Annotated in this window: 14 protein-coding genes and 1 tRNA gene; 4 read left to right on the forward strand and 11 right to left on the reverse strand. The window is 66.5% G+C overall.

All coding sequences use genetic code 11. The features are described 5' to 3' along the window. Positions 1–4: 4 nt before the first annotated feature. A complete protein-coding gene (locus tag I7S92_RS08680) occupies positions 5–1,027 on the reverse strand; it encodes a LacI family DNA-binding transcriptional regulator (protein WP_287863643.1) in 1,023 nt (340 codons plus the stop codon). Positions 1,028–1,266: 239 nt separating this feature from the next. Here I7S92_RS08680 and I7S92_RS08685 point away from each other — a divergent pair. Both I7S92_RS08685 and I7S92_RS08690 read left to right on the forward strand, forming a co-directional pair. Continuing rightward, positions 1,267–1,342: transfer RNA gene (locus tag I7S92_RS08685), tRNA-Arg, on the forward strand. An 11-nt stretch (positions 1,343–1,353) separates the two neighbouring features. Next, complete coding sequence (locus tag I7S92_RS08690; RefSeq protein ID WP_197643108.1) at positions 1,354–1,926, forward strand: dimethylsulfonioproprionate lyase family protein; 573 nt, start codon at positions 1,354–1,356, stop codon at positions 1,924–1,926. A 69-nt stretch (positions 1,927–1,995) separates the two neighbouring features. On the opposite strand, the gene gyrB is transcribed toward I7S92_RS08690, so the two are convergent. The 8 genes from gyrB to mutM all read right to left on the reverse strand — a co-directional run bounded on the left by gyrB (position 1,996) and on the right by mutM (position 11,541). Beyond that, positions 1,996–4,446 carry a DNA topoisomerase (ATP-hydrolyzing) subunit B gene (gene gyrB / locus I7S92_RS08695; RefSeq protein ID WP_197643109.1) on the reverse strand — a complete coding sequence of 817 codons (2,451 nt, stop codon included), beginning with the start codon at positions 4,444–4,446 and terminating at the stop codon, positions 1,996–1,998. 81 nt (positions 4,447–4,527) lie between these two features. After that, a complete protein-coding gene (locus I7S92_RS08700) occupies positions 4,528–5,148 on the reverse strand; it encodes a LysE family translocator (protein WP_197643110.1) in 621 nt (206 codons plus the stop codon). A gap of 3 nt (positions 5,149–5,151) precedes the next feature. Further along, positions 5,152–6,234 carry a DNA replication/repair protein RecF gene (recF, locus tag I7S92_RS08705; RefSeq protein WP_197643111.1) on the reverse strand — a complete coding sequence of 361 codons (1,083 nt, stop codon included), beginning with the start codon at positions 6,232–6,234 and terminating at the stop codon, positions 5,152–5,154. Positions 6,235–6,269: 35 nt separating this feature from the next. After that, a complete protein-coding gene (dnaN, locus tag I7S92_RS08710; protein WP_197643112.1) occupies positions 6,270–7,388 on the reverse strand; it encodes a DNA polymerase III subunit beta in 1,119 nt (372 codons plus the stop codon). Between the two features lie 117 nt (positions 7,389–7,505). After that, positions 7,506–8,867 (reverse strand): chromosomal replication initiator protein DnaA, encoded by a 1,362-nt coding sequence (dnaA, locus tag I7S92_RS08715; protein ID WP_197643113.1) that lies wholly within the window; start codon positions 8,865–8,867, stop codon positions 7,506–7,508. A 510-nt stretch (positions 8,868–9,377) separates the two neighbouring features. After that, positions 9,378–9,647 (reverse strand): 30S ribosomal protein S20, encoded by a 270-nt coding sequence (rpsT, locus tag I7S92_RS08720; protein WP_197643114.1) that lies wholly within the window; start codon positions 9,645–9,647, stop codon positions 9,378–9,380. Positions 9,648–9,859: 212 nt separating this feature from the next. Further along, a complete protein-coding gene (locus I7S92_RS08725; protein ID WP_197643115.1) occupies positions 9,860–10,636 on the reverse strand; it encodes an enoyl-CoA hydratase in 777 nt (258 codons plus the stop codon). A 59-nt stretch (positions 10,637–10,695) separates the two neighbouring features. Further along, a complete protein-coding gene (mutM, locus tag I7S92_RS08730) occupies positions 10,696–11,541 on the reverse strand; it encodes a bifunctional DNA-formamidopyrimidine glycosylase/DNA-(apurinic or apyrimidinic site) lyase (RefSeq protein ID WP_197643116.1) in 846 nt (281 codons plus the stop codon). A gap of 83 nt (positions 11,542–11,624) precedes the next feature. Here mutM and ubiE point away from each other — a divergent pair, with 83 nt between their 5' ends. Beyond that, entirely contained in the window at positions 11,625–12,371 is a 747-nt protein-coding gene (gene ubiE / locus I7S92_RS08735; protein ID WP_197643117.1) for a bifunctional demethylmenaquinone methyltransferase/2-methoxy-6-polyprenyl-1,4-benzoquinol methylase UbiE, read from the forward strand. Continuing rightward, positions 12,368–13,894 carry a 2-polyprenylphenol 6-hydroxylase gene (gene ubiB / locus I7S92_RS08740; RefSeq protein ID WP_197643118.1) on the forward strand — a complete coding sequence of 509 codons (1,527 nt, stop codon included), beginning with the start codon at positions 12,368–12,370 and terminating at the stop codon, positions 13,892–13,894. The genes ubiE and ubiB overlap by 4 nt, the downstream gene beginning before the upstream one ends. Here the strand turns inward: ubiB and I7S92_RS08745 are convergent, their stop codons facing one another. Next, a complete protein-coding gene (locus I7S92_RS08745; RefSeq protein ID WP_242070129.1) occupies positions 13,895–14,554 on the reverse strand; it encodes a flagellar hook capping FlgD N-terminal domain-containing protein in 660 nt (219 codons plus the stop codon). Between the two features lie 5 nt (positions 14,555–14,559). Further along, positions 14,560–15,096, reverse strand: coding sequence for a flagellar hook-length control protein FliK (fliK, locus tag I7S92_RS08750; protein WP_197643119.1), 537 nt, complete (start codon positions 15,094–15,096; stop codon positions 14,560–14,562). Between the last annotated feature and the right edge of the window lie 1,020 nt (positions 15,097–16,116).

Here is a 16,116-nt window from a genome sequence, read left to right on the forward strand (position 1 = left end):
CCCCCTACGAGATTGACCGTATCGTGTCACCGCGCTGCAGTGTGGGGAACAGTTCTTCGATCTGCGGCGCGCCCGGGACATCGGCGATGATCCTTGCCGCCCTGCGGCCGATTTCCAGCCGGCAAGCGTCCATCGTCGCCAGCTTGCGCGGCAGGCCGTCCAGAAGCTCGACCCCGTTGAACCCGGCCAGCCCGATGCGGCCGGGGACGTCCAGGCCTTGGGCAAGGCACCAGAGCAGCCCCCCCGCCCCGATCATGTCGTTGGAGAAATAAAGGAAATCAACGTCCGGCGACCGTGACAGTACCGCCTCTGTCATCTCGCGCCCCTTCAGCAGCGCCGATCCGCCCGAATAGAATTCGCGGTCCACGAGCGTCAGTCCCGCCTTGGAAAGCGCCTCCTCGAACCCTTCCAGCCGCTTCTTGGCGCGGAAGTCGTTCGGCATCCGCGTGCCCAGGAAGGCAATGCGGCGATAACCGGCGGCGATGATCGCCTCGGCCATCTGCCGCCCGGCGCGGCGGTGCGAGATACCGACGGCGTGGTTGATCGGTGCGCCGTCGATGTCCATGATCTCGACGATCGGAATCCCGGCGCGGGAAAGCATGGCGTGCGACGCGGTGGAATGTTCGAGCCCCGCGATGATCATGCCCGAGGGGCGCCAGCTGAGCATCTCGTAGATCACCGATTCCTCGCGATCGGGCAGATAGTTGGTGACGCCTACCACAGGCTGCAGGCCGGTGCCTTCCAGCACTTCGGAGATGCCGGTCATCACCTCGGGGAAGACCATGTTCGACAGCGAGGGAATCACCACCCCGACCAGGTTCACCCGCTGCGAGGCGAGGGCCCCCGCGATCTTGTTCGGGACATAGCCAAGGGTGCGCGCGGCCTCGAGCACTTTTTCCCGGGTCGCGGCCGAAACGTCGCCCCGGTTGCGCAGGACCCGGCTGACCGTCATCTCGGAAACGCCCGAGGCTTCGGAGACGTCGCGCAGGGTCAGCGTATGGCGTGGGTCGGGCGTGGGTTTGATCACGGCATGGGTCCAAGCGTGTGGAATAACTCTTTGTTAGCGCCAAAACCCAGGCTTGTCCAAGCCGCTTTCGCCTGCTATTGTTTGCGCTAACAGCCGCCAGCGCTGGCCATATCCGCCGGGTTCTGCAAGCTCTCACCAGGAACCCGACGGACGGAGGGGGGGTAGTGGGCCAAAACTTGCCTCCCCTTTTCTTTTCCAACGGTTGAAATGGCGGCGATTTCATCGCATGACGGCAGGAAGGCCCCGTAGCTCAACGGATAGAGCGTCCCCCTCCTAAGGGGAAGGTTGCAGGTTCAAGTCCTGCCGGGGTCGCCAGCGGAGGTGCCATGACCCGATCCCCCGAAATCAGCGACTTTCTTGCCGTTTCCGCCAAGGCGCTGCGCATGTCCTGCACTGGCGAGGCGCTGCGGGCGGCGGAGACGGTGATCGGCCGCTTCAACACGGTCGGCCCGGCCGGAGGGAACGCGGCGCGGCTGCCGGTCTGCGACTGGATCGTCCCCGCCCTGGCGGCCGTGGCCCCCGAGCGGGCGGCGCTGGGACGGACCTTCGCGGCCCTGGAGGGACAGCTGGAGTGGAAGCGCCGCGCTTCGGCCAGAGAGAGCGACCCGCAGTTCTGGAGCGGCCATGCCAATGCGATGATCCTGGGGCCGGGAGGCCTTGAGGAGCGCGAGGATCTGTGGATCGGGGTCACGGTCATGGCGCCGGGGGTGGATTACGCCACGCACAACCATCCGCCGGAAGAGGTCTATCTGTCGCTCAGTCCCGGCGAATGGTGGAATGCCCGGATGGACTGGACCGATCCCGGCCCGACAGGCTGCATCTACAACCCGCCGGGCATCGCCCATGCGATGCGCTCGGGCGAGGGGCCGTTCATGGCGATCTGGTACCTGCCGCTGTGACGCCGATGCCGGGCGCCGGAAATCGATGATTTCCGTGACGATTTCCTGCGGAAATCGGCTGCGCCCGGATCAGAAGTCGAGGTTTTCGACCGACAAGGCGTTCTGCTGGATGAACTCGCGCCGGGGTTCCACCACATCGCCCATCAGCTTCGAGAAGATATCGTCGGCCTCGGCCAGGTCGTCGACCTTGACCTGAAGGAGCGTCCGCGCCTCGGGATCGAGGGTGGTTTCCCAAAGCTGGTCGGGGTTCATCTCGCCCAGGCCCTTGTAGCGTTGCAGGGTCAGGCCCTTCTCGCCCTCGGCCAGGATGGATTTCAGCAGGTCGATCGGACCGTGGATCGCCTGTTCCCGGTCCTTGCGGACGAGGCGGGCGGGGTCGCGGTAGACGTCGCGGTATTGCCCGGCGATCTGGGAAAGTTTCCGCGCCTCGCCCGAGCGGAGGACGGCGCCGTCCAGCGTCCGCAGCTCCTCCACCCCGCGCAGGATGCGGCTCAGGCGGATGCCGTGGTCCTGGGTGATGCGGCCGTGCCAGCCACGCTCGAACTCGGGTGCGATCAGGTTCAGCCGGCGGGCCACCGTATCGGCGACGAGTTGCAGGTCGTCGTCGGCGCGGCCAGGGTCGAAGGCACCGGCAAGGGCGGCCTGCTCCAGGATCGGGCGCGGATAGTGGGTCGGGAAGGCGTCGAGCACCCGGCGGAACTGGCGCGCGCCTTCGACGACGCGGGAGAGGTCGTTGCCCGCGATCTCCTGCCCGTCGGTGAGACGCAGGACCGCGCCCTCGGTGCCCATCTCGACCAGGTAGTCGTCAAGGGCGGCCTGGTCCTTCAGGTAGACCTCGGACTTGCCGCGCGAGACCTTATAGAGCGGCGGCTGGGCGATGTAGAGATAGCCGCCCTCGATCAGTTGCGGCATCTGGCGGAAGAAGAAGGTCAGGAGCAGGGTGCGGATGTGGGCGCCGTCCACATCGGCGTCGGTCATGATCACCACCTTGTGGTAGCGCAGCTTGCCGATGTCGAATTCGTCGCGGCCGATGCCGGTGCCGAGGGCGGTGATCAGCGTCCCGATTTCCTGGCTGGAGAGCATCCGGTCGAAGCGGGCGCGTTCGACGTTCAGGATCTTGCCGCGGAGGGGAAGGACGGCCTGGTTGGCGCGGCTGCGGCCCTGCTTTGCCGAGCCGCCGGCAGAGTCACCCTCGACGAGGAAAAGCTCGGACTTGGCGGGGTCGCGTTCCTGGCAATCGGCGAGCTTCCCGGGCAGCGAGGCCACATCCAGCGCGGTCTTGCGGCGGGTCAGCTCGCGCGCCTTGCGGGCAGCCTCGCGTGCCAGCGCGGCCTCGACGATCTTGCCGACGATGATCTTCGCGGGGCCGGGGTTCTCCTCGAACCATTCCGCGAGCTTTTCATTCACCAGATTCTCGACCGCCGGGCGGACCTCCGAGGACACCAGCTTGTCCTTGGTCTGGCTGGAGAACTTCGGATCCGGCACCTTGACCGAAAGGACACAGGTCAGCCCTTCGCGCGCGTCGTCGCCAGTGAAATCCACCTTCTCGCGCTTGGCGATGCCGGAGGATTGCGCGTAGCCGGTGATCGTCCGCGTCAGGGCGCCACGGAATCCGGCAAGGTGAGTGCCGCCGTCGCGCTGCGGGATGTTGTTTGTGAACGGTAATACGGTTTCGTGGTAGCTGTCGTTCCACCACATCGCCACTTCGACCCCGATGCCGTTCTTCTCGCCGACGATATAGATCGGTTCGGGCATCACCGAGGTCTTGGAGCGGTCGATGTATTTCACGAATTCCCGCACGCCGCCCTCATAGAACAGCTCGACGTTCTGCGGTTCGGCGTGGCGTTCGTCCTCCAGGAGGATCCGCACACCGGAGTTCAGGAAGGCCAATTCGCGCAACCGCGTCTCCAGCGTCTTGAAGCTGTAATCGAGGTTCGAGAACGTCCCGTCCGGCCGGTTCTGCTTGGAACTGGCGAGGAAGCGGACCTGGGTCCCGCGCTGGCCGGGGGCAGGACCGGCCTCATGCACATGGACCACGCATTCGCCATCCTCGAAGCGCGCCCGGTATTCGGTGTCGTTGCGCCAGACCGTCAGCTCCAGCCATTCCGACAGGGCGTTGACGACCGAGACACCGACGCCGTGCAACCCGCCCGAGACCTTGTAGGCGTTGCCGCCGTCATCGGTGTTGTTGAACTTTCCGCCGGCGTGCAGCTGGGTCATGATGACTTCGGCCGCGCTGACGCCCTCCTCGGGGTGCAGGTCCACCGGGATGCCGCGACCGTTGTCACGCACCGAAACGCTGTCGTCGGCATGGATCTTCACCACCACCTCGGTCGCGTGACCGGCCAGCGCCTCGTCGATGCCGTTGTCCACGACCTCATAGACCATGTGGTGCAGGCCCGAGCCGTCGTCGGTATCGCCGATATACATGCCGGGCCGTTTGCGAACAGCCTCCAACCCCTTGAGAACCTTGATGGATTCGGCGCCGTATTCGGCAGCCTTCCTGGGCTGGTCAGCCATGCGTGGGAAACCCTTGTCGTTGCGCGCGATTTATAGCGTTTCAAGCCGGGAATGTCACCCCATCGCCACAAGATTTGGTAGTTACAGGAAGGGGATCACCAGCCCGACCCCGATCAGCAGGACACCCGAGGTGATGTTCAGTTTCCGCACGCTTTCAGGGCTGGACAGAAGCTGCCGCGCCCGATGGAGGAACAGCGCGAGGCCAAGGTTTCCCGCCATCGGGATCAGCGCGGAAAGCGCGATGATCGCGACGACATCGGCGCTCGTCAGCGCCTCGAGCGTGAAGAAGCCCGGCAGGGCGCCCATGTAGAACAGGATCGCCTTGGGATTGCCGATCACCGCCGCGAGGCCGACGGTCAGGCCCGCCCAGAGACCGGGCCGGGTCAGGCGGCTGTCGGCGGAAAGCGTGGCGGCGGGCTTGCGGATCAGAAGCACGCCCATCACCAGGAAGATCGCGGCCGCCACCCAGCGCAAGAGCGCAAGCGCGTCGCCATAGCTGCTTTCGATCCAGGAGAGGCCCAGGATCGCCGCGAGGGGCCAGATCAGGTCGCCGAGGGCCACCCCGATCGCCAGAGGCCAGGCGGCCGCGAAACCGCCAGCCAGCGCCCGGGCGGTCAGCGCCACCCAGACCGGACCCGGCACCGCCCAGAGGCCGGCCATGCCCAGGGCGTAGAGACTAAGCTGGTATATTGAAACACTCATTCGTTAATCCTGCTGAATTTCGGAACCATCATTCGATTCGCGGACAGAAACTTGCTGTGCCCGTTGACCCAAGGCCTCGAAAAGCGACGGCTCGGTGCCCGTCATCAGGGCCTGCGCCTGCAGGCTGCAGATCTCGTCATAAAGCGCGGCGCGGCGCCTGGGATCGAGATGGGCGGCGACTTCGTCCAGAAGCAGGATCGGAGCGCGGCCAAGCTCCTGCGCAAGGGCACGAGCATTAGAGAGGATCAGGCTGATCAGAAGCGCCTTCTGTTCCCCGGTAGAGCATTGATCGGCCGGCGTATTCTTCGCGCCATAGCACGCCAGCAGATCGGCCCGGTGCGGGCCCGTCAGGGTGCGCCCCGCAGCCAGATCGCGGCGGCGGCCCTCGGCCAGGGCAAGGGCCAGATCCTCGTCCTCCGGGCCCGTTAGGGCAAGGTCGGCGCAGGGAAAGGCGCTGGCGGGATCAGTTGCAGAGGCGATACGGGCCAGAGCGGCGCGACGGTGGGCGGTGATCCTGTGCCCGGCCTCGGCCATCTGGCTTTCCAGCGCGGCATACCAGTGCGGATCGGTCACCTGGTCCCGGATCAGCCGGTTCCGGTCGCGCATTGCCTTTTCGTATATGAGCGAATGTTCGGCATGCTCGGGGAAGAACGACAACGTCATCCGGTCAAGGAAACGCCGCCGCCCCTCGGCCGCCTCGATCCAGAGGCGGTCCATCGCCGGAACCAGCCAGAGCACGCGCAGGATGCGGCCAAGGCTGGCTTGCGTCGCGGCCTTGCCGTCGATGCGGACCTGGCGCGACTCGCCGGGCTCGGCCCAGGTCTCCAGCTCATGCGCGGCGGAAAGGCCCTGCACGCTGGCGGCAATCTTCCAGCCCAGGGATTCCGGGCGGCGGGCCAGGTCCTCGGCCGCGGCGCGGCGCAAGCCACGACCGGGGGAGAGGAGGGAAACGGCTTCCAGGATGTTGGTCTTGCCGGCGCCATTCGGGCCGACAATGGCGACCGGGCGGCCGTCAAACCGCAGCCGCTGGGCGCGGTGGCTGCGGAAATGCGACAGGGCGAGGGTTTCGATCACCAGACCGCCCAAGGCTTTTCCCTTTCGGAACAGTCAGTTACGACGGATCAAACCCGCATCGGCATGACGACGTAGACCGCCGAGGTGTCATTGCCTTCGCGCATCAGGGTCGGGTCGGCCGCCGAGTTGAACAGGAAAACCGCATTCTCGCGATCGACCTGGCTGGCGATTTCCAGCAGGTATTTCGCGTTGAAGCCGATCTCCAGCCGCTCGTCGGCATAGGCGACGGCCAGTTCTTCCTCGGCCGCGCCGGAATCGGGCGAGTTGACCGAGAGCACCAGCCGGTCCTCCTCCAGCGACAGTTTCACCGCGCGCGAGCGTTCGGAGGAGACGGTGGCAACGCGATCGACCGCCTTGGCGAATTCGGAGGCGTCCACTTCCAGCCGACGGGTGTTCCCGGTTGGGATCACGCGGGTGTAGTCGGGGAAGGTGCCGTCGATGACCTTGGAGGTCAGGGTGATGACCGGGGTGGCAAAGCGGACCTTCGTTTCGGAAACCGAGACGGCGATGGTGGCCTCGTCATCGTCGAGGAGCTTGCGCAGTTCGCCCACTGTCTTGCGCGGGACGATGACGCCGGGCATTCCATCGGCGCCTTCGGGCAGGGGCGCGTCGATGCGGGCCAGGCGGTGGCCGTCGGTGGCCACGCAACGCAGGACCTTGCCGCCCTCGCCCTGTGCGACATGCATGTAGACGCCGTTCAGGTAATAGCGGGTTTCCTCGGTCGAGATGGCGAATTTCGCCTTGTCGAACAGGCGCCGCAGCTCGGGCGCCTTGGCCGAGAAGTTCGAGGAATATTCGCTGGTCGCCATCACCGGGAAGTCTTCCTTCGGCAGCGTGGCGAGGCTGAAGGTCGAGCGGCCGGCAGTGATGGTCAGGCGGCCGGCGGCGGCATCCTCGGAGAGGCTGACCAGCGCGCCATCGGGGAGCTTGCGGACGATCTCGTGCAGCATGACCGCCGAGACCGTGGTCGCCCCGGCGCGTTCGACCATGGCGGGCGCGCGGTCCACCACCTCGATATCCAGGTCGGTGGCGCGGAACGAGACCTGGTTGCCCTCGGCCTCGATCAGCACGTTGGCGAGGATCGGGATCGTGTTGCGGCGTTCGACCACCGATTGCGCCTGCGCCAGCGCCTTCAGGAGCGTGACGCGTTCGATGCTGAGCTTCATCATACTCTCCCTGCCGATCCCCGAAGGGACGACAAATCTACCCGGTTTCCACCGGCTCACAAGTGTTTGGTTCGGACTGTGCGAAGGTTTCAGGGGGCCGTCAAGACCGCCCCCGGTTCATCCCTGCAGCAAGCGGCGCAGAAGCTGCAGGTCGTCGGCCAGTTGGCTGTCGGTGGTCATCAGCTCTTCGATCTTGCGCACGCCATGCATGATCGTGGTGTGGTCGCGGCCCCCGAAGCGGCGGCCGATCTCCGGCAGGCTGCGCGGGGTCAGCTGCTTGGCGAGATACATCGCCACCTGCCGCGGCCGGGCGATGGTGCGCAGGCGCTTCGGCCCGATCATGTCGGAGAGGCGGATGTTGTAGTGCTCGGCCACCTTACGCTGGATCTCCTCGATCGAAAGCTTGCGGTCGGAGGAGCGCAGGATGTCGGCCAGGCAATCCTGGGTGAGGTCCAGCGTGATCTCGCGGCCGACGAGCGAGGCGAAGGCGAAGAGGCGGGTCAGCGCGCCTTCCAGCACACGGACATTGGTGGTGATGCGGTGGGCCAGGAATTCGAGCACGCCGCCGGCAATCACCAGGCCACGATACTGGCTGCGGTAGAAATCGACCTTCTGCTGCAGGATGCCAAGACGCAGTTCGTAGTCGGTGGGATGCAGGTCGACGACCAGCCCGCATTGCAGGCGCGACTTGATGCGCTCCTCGAGATCCTTGATCTCGCCGGGCGCACGGTCGGCCGAGATCACGATCTGCTTGTTCTGGTCCACCAGCGCGTTGAAGGTGTGGAAGAATTCCTCCTGGGTGGAATCCTTGCCGGCGATGAACTGCACGTCGTCCACCATCAGCACGTCGACCGAGCGGAACAGCTCCTTGAAGTCCATGACCTGGCGTTCGCGCAGGGCCTGCACGAAGCGGTACATGAACTGCTCGGCGGACAGGTAGAGGACGCGCAGGTCGGGGCGGCGGGATTGCAGCTCGTGCGCGATGGCGTGCATCAGGTGGGTCTTGCCGAGGCCGACGCCGCCGTAAAGGAACAGCGGGTTGAAGGTGACCGGCCCGCCCTCGGCCACCCGGCGGGCGGCGGCGTGGGCAAGTTCGTTCGGTTTGCCGACGACGAAGCTGTCGAAGGTGAAACGGGGATCGAGCGGCGCACCGGGCAGCTCCTCATCCGCGACGGCGCGGGTGCGGGCGGGTTTGGCGGCGGCCGGTTTCGGGGCGGCAGGGCGGGATTCGGCCGCGGCCTGGCCCACGGAAAACTCTACCCGCTCGACCGCGGCGCCGGCATTGGCCAGCTGGGTGCGGATATGATCGGCATAATTGCGCTGCACCCAGTCGCCGAAGAAGATCGTCGGCACCTCGAAGCGGGCGACGCCGTTCTTCAGCCCGGAGAGCTTGAGCGGTTCGATCCAGGTGACATAATTGTTCTTCCCTACACGTTTGATCAGCTCTTCGCGGACCTGACCCCAAGTTTCGTTCGTCATCCTGTCGCCTGCCAATATTCCCTGAGCCGGCAGAAAAGCCACCGGCCGCACAGAAGCCTTCCACACACGCGAGGCACCCCGGGGCGGACCGGCACCCTTAAGGGCGGGCCCACCGGCAGTCCGTGCGGGGACAGGGGCGCAGGCAATCCGGCCGCCGGAATCCGGCAACCGCCCACGCATGACGAAAGGCGGCGAGACGCCACCCCAAATCATTGATCGCCAAGGAAAAACTCAGACCCTGTGGCACGGCAGCGCCCGGTCTGTGCAGCAGTCTTTCCGTCACGATCTGCGCTTGTCCCCCCAGGACGAAGTGAATCGCAGGGAGACGCTAGCAAGCCCGGAGCGGGGCCTGCAACCGAACAACGTGCTTGACAGAGGTTCCCCGAAACCGAATCCGCGACCCCTTGCAAATCGGCAACGGAGCGCCGGAAATCGTGTCGGAACGGGCGTAAAATAGCGAAAGGGCGCAGCCGATGCGACTGCGCCCTTCTGTTCCGGATTCGGTCCGTTTCAAGCCTTGACGACGGCCTTCACACGCGACGACAGGCGCGACATCTTGCGGGCGACGGTGTTCTTGTGCAGCACGCCCTTGGTCACGCCACGGGCCAGTTCCGGCTGGGCGGCCTTGAGCGCAGCGGCAGCAGCTTCGCCGTTACCCGAGGCGATGGCTTCCTCGACCTTGCGCAGGAAGGTGCGAATGCGCGAGCGGCGCGACTTGTTCACGGCATAACGCGCCTCGGACTGGCGGGCGCGCTTCTTGGACTGTTCGGTATTGGCCATCTGGCTTCCTTGTGGTCTTTGCGTTTCGGTTGCACGAAAGACCACAAGGCCCCGACCGGGGCCGGGAGTGATTCTTGCCTAAGCGGGCCCACGCGCATGTGGGGCTGGCCTATAGGGCAAGTCGCGGGGAAAGGAAAGGCCCGAACCGCTCGTCGTGCATTCCTGGCCGACCGCTGCCGACGAGTGCATGAAATGCATCGAGGAGGAGGGCCTTATCGGTCGCGGAACTGCGGCTGGCGCTTTTCCAGGAAGGCGGCCATGCCTTCCTTCTGGTCTTCGGTCGCGAAGACGGCATGGAACATGCGGCGCTCGAACAGCATTCCCTCGGACAGGCTGCCTTCCTGGGCGCGGTTCACGCATTCCTTGACCACCATCGCGGTCAGCATGGATTTCTCGACGATCTTCTGCGCGACCTTCATCGTCTCTTCGATCAGCGATTTCGCCGGGACGACACGGGAAACGAGGCCGCAGCGCTCCGCCTCGGCCGCATCCATGAAACGGCCGGTCAGATGCATGTCCATCGACTTGGACTTGCCGACGGCGCGGGTCAGGCGCTGGGTGCCGCCCAGACCGGCGACGATGCCCAGGTTTATCTCGGGCTGGCCGAACTTGGCGCTGTCGGCGGCGATGATGAAATCGGCCAGCATCGCCAGTTCGCAGCCGCCGCCAAGGCAATAGCCCGCGACGGCGGCGATGATCGGCTTGCGGGCGCGTGCGATGGTGGCGGCCTCGGGGCCGAAGAGGTCGTCGAAGAAGACGTCGATGAAGCTTTTCTCGGACATCTCGCGCACGTCGGCCCCGGCGGCAAAGGCCTTGTCCGAGCCGGTGATGACGATGCAGCGCACGCGTTCGTTCTGTTCCGCCGCCGTGACCGCCTGCGCCAGCTCACGCATCAGGGCCGAGTTCAGCGCATTCATCGCATCGGGGCGGTTGAGCCGGATCAGGGCGACATAATCCTCGATCTCGACGATCAGCGTTTCATAGGCCACGGTGGCCTCCCCTGTTGGCAGTCGCGGAGACTCCTAGCACCAAAAGCCGGGATGGCAAGTCACCTCTGGCAGGCGGGGCACCAGAAGGAGGAGCGGCCGGACTGCACCGTGCGGATGATCGTGCCAGAACAACCGGGGGTTTCGCAGGGCTGGCCCTCACGATCATATACCTGGAAATGCTTGGAAAAATAGCCAAGCTCGCCATTCGCCTGCCGGAAGTCGCGCAAGCTGGAGCCGCCGGCCTCGATCGCCTCGGCCAGGACCTCGCGGATCAGGGGGACAAGGGCCTGCGCCTGCGCTTCCGCAAGGTCACCGGCAAGCCGCAGCGGGCTGATCCGCGCGCGGTACAGCGTTTCGGCGACATAGATGTTGCCCAGACCCGCGACGATGCGCTGGTCCAGCAGCGCGGACTTGATCGGGGTCCTGCGGCCCTTCAGGCGGGCGGCCAGGTAGGGCCCGTTGAAATCGTTGCCAAAGGGTTCCGGCCCCAGCCCCTCCAGCAGCGGATGCGCGCCATCCGTGGGCATCAGGTCCATTGCGCCGAAGCGGCGGGCGTCGTTGAAGGTGATCCGCGCACCGGATTCCATGTGCAGCACGACATGGTCATGTTTCTGCGGGGCCGGGTGGTCGCGGTAATGAACGCCGACCTGCGCGCCCGAGATCAGCATCCGGCCCGACATGCCCAGATGCACCAGAAGCGTCTCGCCCGAGTCGAGGTCGGCAAGGATATACTTCGACCGCCGCCGCAGCGCCGTCACCTCGCGGCCGGTCAGCCGCTCGGCCATCCGCTCGGGCAGGGGCCAGCGCAGGTCGGGGCGGTTGACCTCGGCCCGCACGATCACGGCCCCCTCCAGCACTGGAAGCAGGCCCCGGCGGACGGTTTCGACCTCGGGCAGCTCGGGCATCCTGACCTCTTGGACAGTTCGGCGCATTGCGGGCGCGGGTTCGCGGACTATAAGGGGGCGAGAGACAAGGACCGCAAGCCCCGATGCAGGACGAAAAGACAACCCATTTCGGCTTTCAGGACGTGCCCGAGGCCGAAAAGGCCGGGATGGTGCATGGCGTCTTTTCCCGGGTGGCCAGCAAATACGACGTGATGAACGACCTGATGTCGGTGGGCATCCATCGCATCTGGAAGGACGCGATGATGGACTGGCTGGCCCCGCGCCCCGGCCAGCGCCTGCTGGACGTGGCGGGCGGCACCGGCGACGTGGCCTTCCGCTTCCTCAAGCGCGCGCCGGGGGCCAGCGCCGTCGTCTGCGACATGACCGAGCCGATGCTGATCGAGGGTCGCAAGCGGGCCGAGGCCGAGCAGATGGCGCAAAGCCTGGACTGGGTGGTGGGCGATGCCATGGCGCTCCCCTTTCCGGACCGGAGTTTCGACGTCTACACGATCTCGTTCGGGATCCGGAACGTGACCCGCATCCCCGATGCGCTGCGCGAGGCCTACCGCGTGCTGCGGCCGGGCGGGCGGTTGATGGTGCTGGAATTCAGCCATATTCCCAATGATTTGCTGCAAAAGGCCTATGACCTTTATTCCTTCAACGTGATCCCGGTGATGGGCCAGATCGTTGCCGGTGATCGGGACTCATACCAGTATCTCGTCGAATCGATCCGAAAGTTCCCCGACCAGGACACCTTCGCCACGATGATCCGCGAGGCGGGATTCGGCCAGGTGAAATACCGCAACCTCTCGCTCGGCATCGCCGCGCTGCATTCCGGCTGGAAGCTGTGAAGGGTCCCCACAACATCATCCGCCTGATCCGCACCGGCGCCACGCTGGAGCGGACGGGGGCCATGGATGTGGTGCTGGAGGCCTTTCGCGCCCCGCCGCACCTGCGCTTTGCCGCCCGCCTTCTGGGTTGGCCGTTCAAATGGCTGGGTCTGAAGGGCGATCCCGCCCTGCCCCCCGCGACCCGTGCGCTGACCGCGCTGGGGCCGGCCTATATCAAATTCGGCCAGGTCCTCTCCACCCGCCCCGACATCGTGGGCGAGGAACTGGCGCAGCAGTTGAAATACCTGCAGGACAAGCTGCCGCCCTTCCCGACCGAAATCGCCAAGCAGATGATCGAGGCCGAGCTGGAACTGCCGGTCTCGGAGATCTTCAGCGAATTCTCCGAACCCGTCGCCGCCGCCTCCATCGCCCAGGTCCACCGCGCGCAGTTGGCGGATAGCGGAGAGGAGGTCGCGGTCAAGGTCCTGCGTCCCGGAATTGAGCGCGCCTTCCGCAAGGACATCGACGCCTTCTACCTTGCCGCCCGCTGGATCGAGCGCCTCGCCCCCTTCTCGCGCCGTTTGCGTCCGCTGGATGTGATCGCCCATTTCGAGGGCGTGGTGATGGGCGAGCTGGACCTGCGGCTGGAATCCTCCTCGGCCGCCGAATTTGCCGCGAACACCGAGAAGGACGAGGGCTTCCGGGTGCCGAAGCCGCACTGGTTCCTGTCCTCGCGCAACGTGATGACGCTGGGCTGGGCCGAGGGAATCGGGCTGAACGACAACGACCTGATCGACGCCGCGGGGCTCGACCGCCGGATCATCGCCGCGCGGGTGTTGCAGCTGTTCCTGAACCACGCGCTGCGCGACGGTTTCTTCCATGCCGACATGCACCAGGGCAACCTGAAGGTCGCGGCGAATGGCGACATCATCGCCTATGATTTCGGGATCATGGGCCGGATCGACGAATACACCCGCCGGGTCTATGCCGAGATCCTGATGGGCTTCATCCGCAAGGACTACCGCCGCGTCGCCGAGGTGCATTTCGAGGCGGGCTACGTCCCCGCCGACCGCGACATCGACGAATTCGCCCGCGCCCTGCGGGCGGTGGGAGAGCCGATCTTCGGCATGGACGCCAGCCGGATCAGCATGGCCCGGCTTCTGTCCTATCTCTTTGAAGTCACGGAACGATTCGGAATGGCGACCCGGACCGAGCTGATCCTTCTCCAGCGCACCATGGTGGTGGTCGAGGGCGTCGCCCGCTCTCTCGACCCCCGGATCAACATCTGGGAGGTCGCGCAGCCGATCGTCGAGCGCTACATCGCGGAGAGCATCGGGCCCAAGGCGATGCTGCGCGACATGGTCAAGGCAGCGCGTGTGCTGGCGCGCTTCGGACCACGGCTTCCGGCCCTGATCGAGGCGCAGCTGATCCGCTCGGGCAATCCGCCGATGCCGGCCGTGGTGGAGCGGCGTGTGCCGCCGCTGGCCTGGCTTCTGGTCGGGGCGGCCTTCGCGTCCGGGTTCGGTCTCAGCGCGCTTTTCTGATCAGCTTGCTTCACGCAGCGCGGTGACCCGGGTCGCCGGAACCTCGATCCCCCCCTCCAGCACAAGGCTGGTGCCTCCCGGCCCGCCGCGCGCCTCGACCACGCGGGCGTAGTGCTCGACGGCGCGGCTGTCCACCACCTCGCCGTCGATCAGACTTTCCTGGGTGATCGTGTAGCGCCCCGGCGGCAGGGGAGAGCCATCGGCCCCCGCGCCAAGCCATTGATAGGGCTGGGCGCTGACCGGAATCTCCTCGCGCGCGACCAGGGCGCCGCTTTCGTTGCGGACGGCCAGCGTCACGCCGGTCGCCCCGGCGGCCGGATTGGGCGAGAGGGTGACCGGCCCGCCATCATAGACCACGGCCGCATCCGACCGCGCCTCCTTGCCGATCCAGCTGGCCATGTCCGCCATTCCCATCTGGGCAAAGCTCGACTGCATGTCCTGCAAAAGCTGGTTGGTCCGCACCTGCTGCTCCACCCCCGAGAAAGTGGCCAGCTGCACGGCGTAGTCGGCCGAATCGATCGGGTTCATCGGATCCTGGTTCTGCATCTGCACGGTCAGCATCTTCAGGAAGGTGTTGAAGTCCGAGCTGATCTTGCCTGTCCCCGCCTGGGCGGCAGAGGCGGAACGGGTCGGGGTGGAAACGGCGGTTACATCCATCATGGGTCTCACAGGCGAAGGTCAAGGGCAGCCCCGGTGAGGCTGCGGGCTGGGGGCAAGGGGGGATGCAGGGCGGTCTCCGCCGTGGCGGGTCCGTCGGGAGACCGCTCGGAATGCCGCGGGGCCTCGCCGCCCTGGTCGAAGCCGATGTCCACTCCGGCGTAGCCCGCGCTGCGGATCGCCTCTGCCAGCTGCTCGCCGTGGCGGCGAAAGAGGTCCAGCGTTTCGGGCCGGTCGAAGCTGAGCATGACCACCATCCGCTCATGGTCGCGCGGATCGGGGCGCAGGCGCAGGCGCACGGTTCCCAATTCCTCGGGCGAGAGGGTGATCTCGGTCGTGCCGTCCTGGTGCCGCGCCAGCCCCTGCAGGACAGGGGTGGCAATCGGCGGCGGAGCGGGCGCGAGAGGTGCCCCTGGGGCGGCGGCCGGACTGCCGGGTGCCTGGCCCAGGCCGGCCATGCTTTCCACCTCGCCCTGTTCCAGCGTGGCGATCTCCAGCCAGGCGGGAATCACCCGGAGCCAGGCCGGCACGGCCACAAGCTCCACTGGGCGCCCCCCGATGTCTGGCTGGAGATCGGCGCGGAGCTGCGAAGCGGGAGTGTCCTTGATCGGTGGGGAATCACGGACTTCGGGAGGAGCATTTTCCGCCGGAATGGCTTCGGCCAGCGGGACCGGGGCGGGAGGATGCGGCGTGTCGGGCTGGGCGGCCGGAGAGGCCGATACCGTGGTAGCGATGGGGTCCTGCACGGGCGGGGTGAACTCCGGCGCCTCCGTTCGGGGAAGATCGGGGCGGAGCGGGCTTCCGGAGGGCGGTGGCGGCGGAAACGCGACGGCCAAAGACGTTGCCTCGGCCGACATCGACGGCGCGGCTGCCGTCCCATCCGGCGCATCCGGCAGAACCGCGTATGTCCGGTCGGAAGCAGGTACAGCCGCGCGCAGGACAGGGGTGGCCCTGGCGTCTGGGACGGGGGGGATCCCGGGCGCTGGAACTGCGGCGGCGGCCGAGGACAACGTGTCGGCCCGCATCGGCGGGTAGACCGCCGGGCCGCGCGGCACATCCGCCAACACCGTTTCTGCCCGGTCGGAAGCGGGCATCCCCTCCCGCGCCGAGTATGCACTTCGCCGCACATCGGTATCGGCGCTGGCAGGAACGGGTGACAGCGGCGAAGCCTGCCCTTGGTCGGACGATGGGGATGGCGCCGGACGCACGGGCGGCTCCATTGCGGGAGCCTGGACAAGCGCCCCATCCTCCCTGCCGGGTCTGGCAGGGAGGTCCCGTGCGGAAACTGCGGTAATCCGGAACAGGGGCGTCCCGGTTTCTGCCGTTTCCGCGATAGCTGGCGCTGCCATCGGCTCGACGGCTTCGGTCGGTTCGAACGCCGCGACAGGAGTGGCCTCGGGAACCCTGGCCGGAGGGCCGCTCTCCTCGTCCAGCAGGGGATCGCCTTCCATTGAGGCCTGGACGGCGGATTCCGGCATCGGGGACCAGTGGACGGGCACGCCGATGGTCGAGACCTCCTCATCAAGATCGAAGGTCAGCCCCGAGCGCGTCACCTCGCGCGCACT

This window comes from Tabrizicola soli (assembly GCF_015999335.1).
Taxonomy (GTDB): Bacteria; Pseudomonadota; Alphaproteobacteria; order Rhodobacterales; family Rhodobacteraceae; genus Tabrizicola; species Tabrizicola soli.

Excerpts from the sequence above, each read along its gene's own strand:
- I7S92_RS08700 (WP_197643110.1), bottom strand. The coding sequence starts at position 5,148 with ATGAGTGTTTCAATATACCAGCTTAGTCTCTACGCCCTGGGCATGGCC.
- gyrB (WP_197643109.1), bottom strand. The coding sequence starts at position 4,446 with ATGGCTGACCAGCCCAGGAAGGCTGCCGAATACGGCGCCGAATCCATC.
- rpsT (WP_197643114.1), bottom strand. The coding sequence starts at position 9,647 with ATGGCCAATACCGAACAGTCCAAGAAGCGCGCCCGCCAGTCCGAGGCG.
- mutM (WP_197643116.1), bottom strand. The coding sequence starts at position 11,541 with ATGCCCGAGCTGCCCGAGGTCGAAACCGTCCGCCGGGGCCTGCTTCCA.
- ubiE (WP_197643117.1), top strand. The coding sequence starts at position 11,625 with ATGCAGGACGAAAAGACAACCCATTTCGGCTTTCAGGACGTGCCCGAG.
- dnaN (WP_197643112.1), bottom strand. The coding sequence starts at position 7,388 with ATGAAGCTCAGCATCGAACGCGTCACGCTCCTGAAGGCGCTGGCGCAG.
- I7S92_RS08690 (WP_197643108.1), top strand. The coding sequence starts at position 1,354 with ATGACCCGATCCCCCGAAATCAGCGACTTTCTTGCCGTTTCCGCCAAG.
- I7S92_RS08745 (WP_242070129.1), bottom strand. The coding sequence starts at position 14,554 with ATGATGGATGTAACCGCCGTTTCCACCCCGACCCGTTCCGCCTCTGCC.
- dnaA (WP_197643113.1), bottom strand. The coding sequence starts at position 8,867 with ATGACGAACGAAACTTGGGGTCAGGTCCGCGAAGAGCTGATCAAACGT.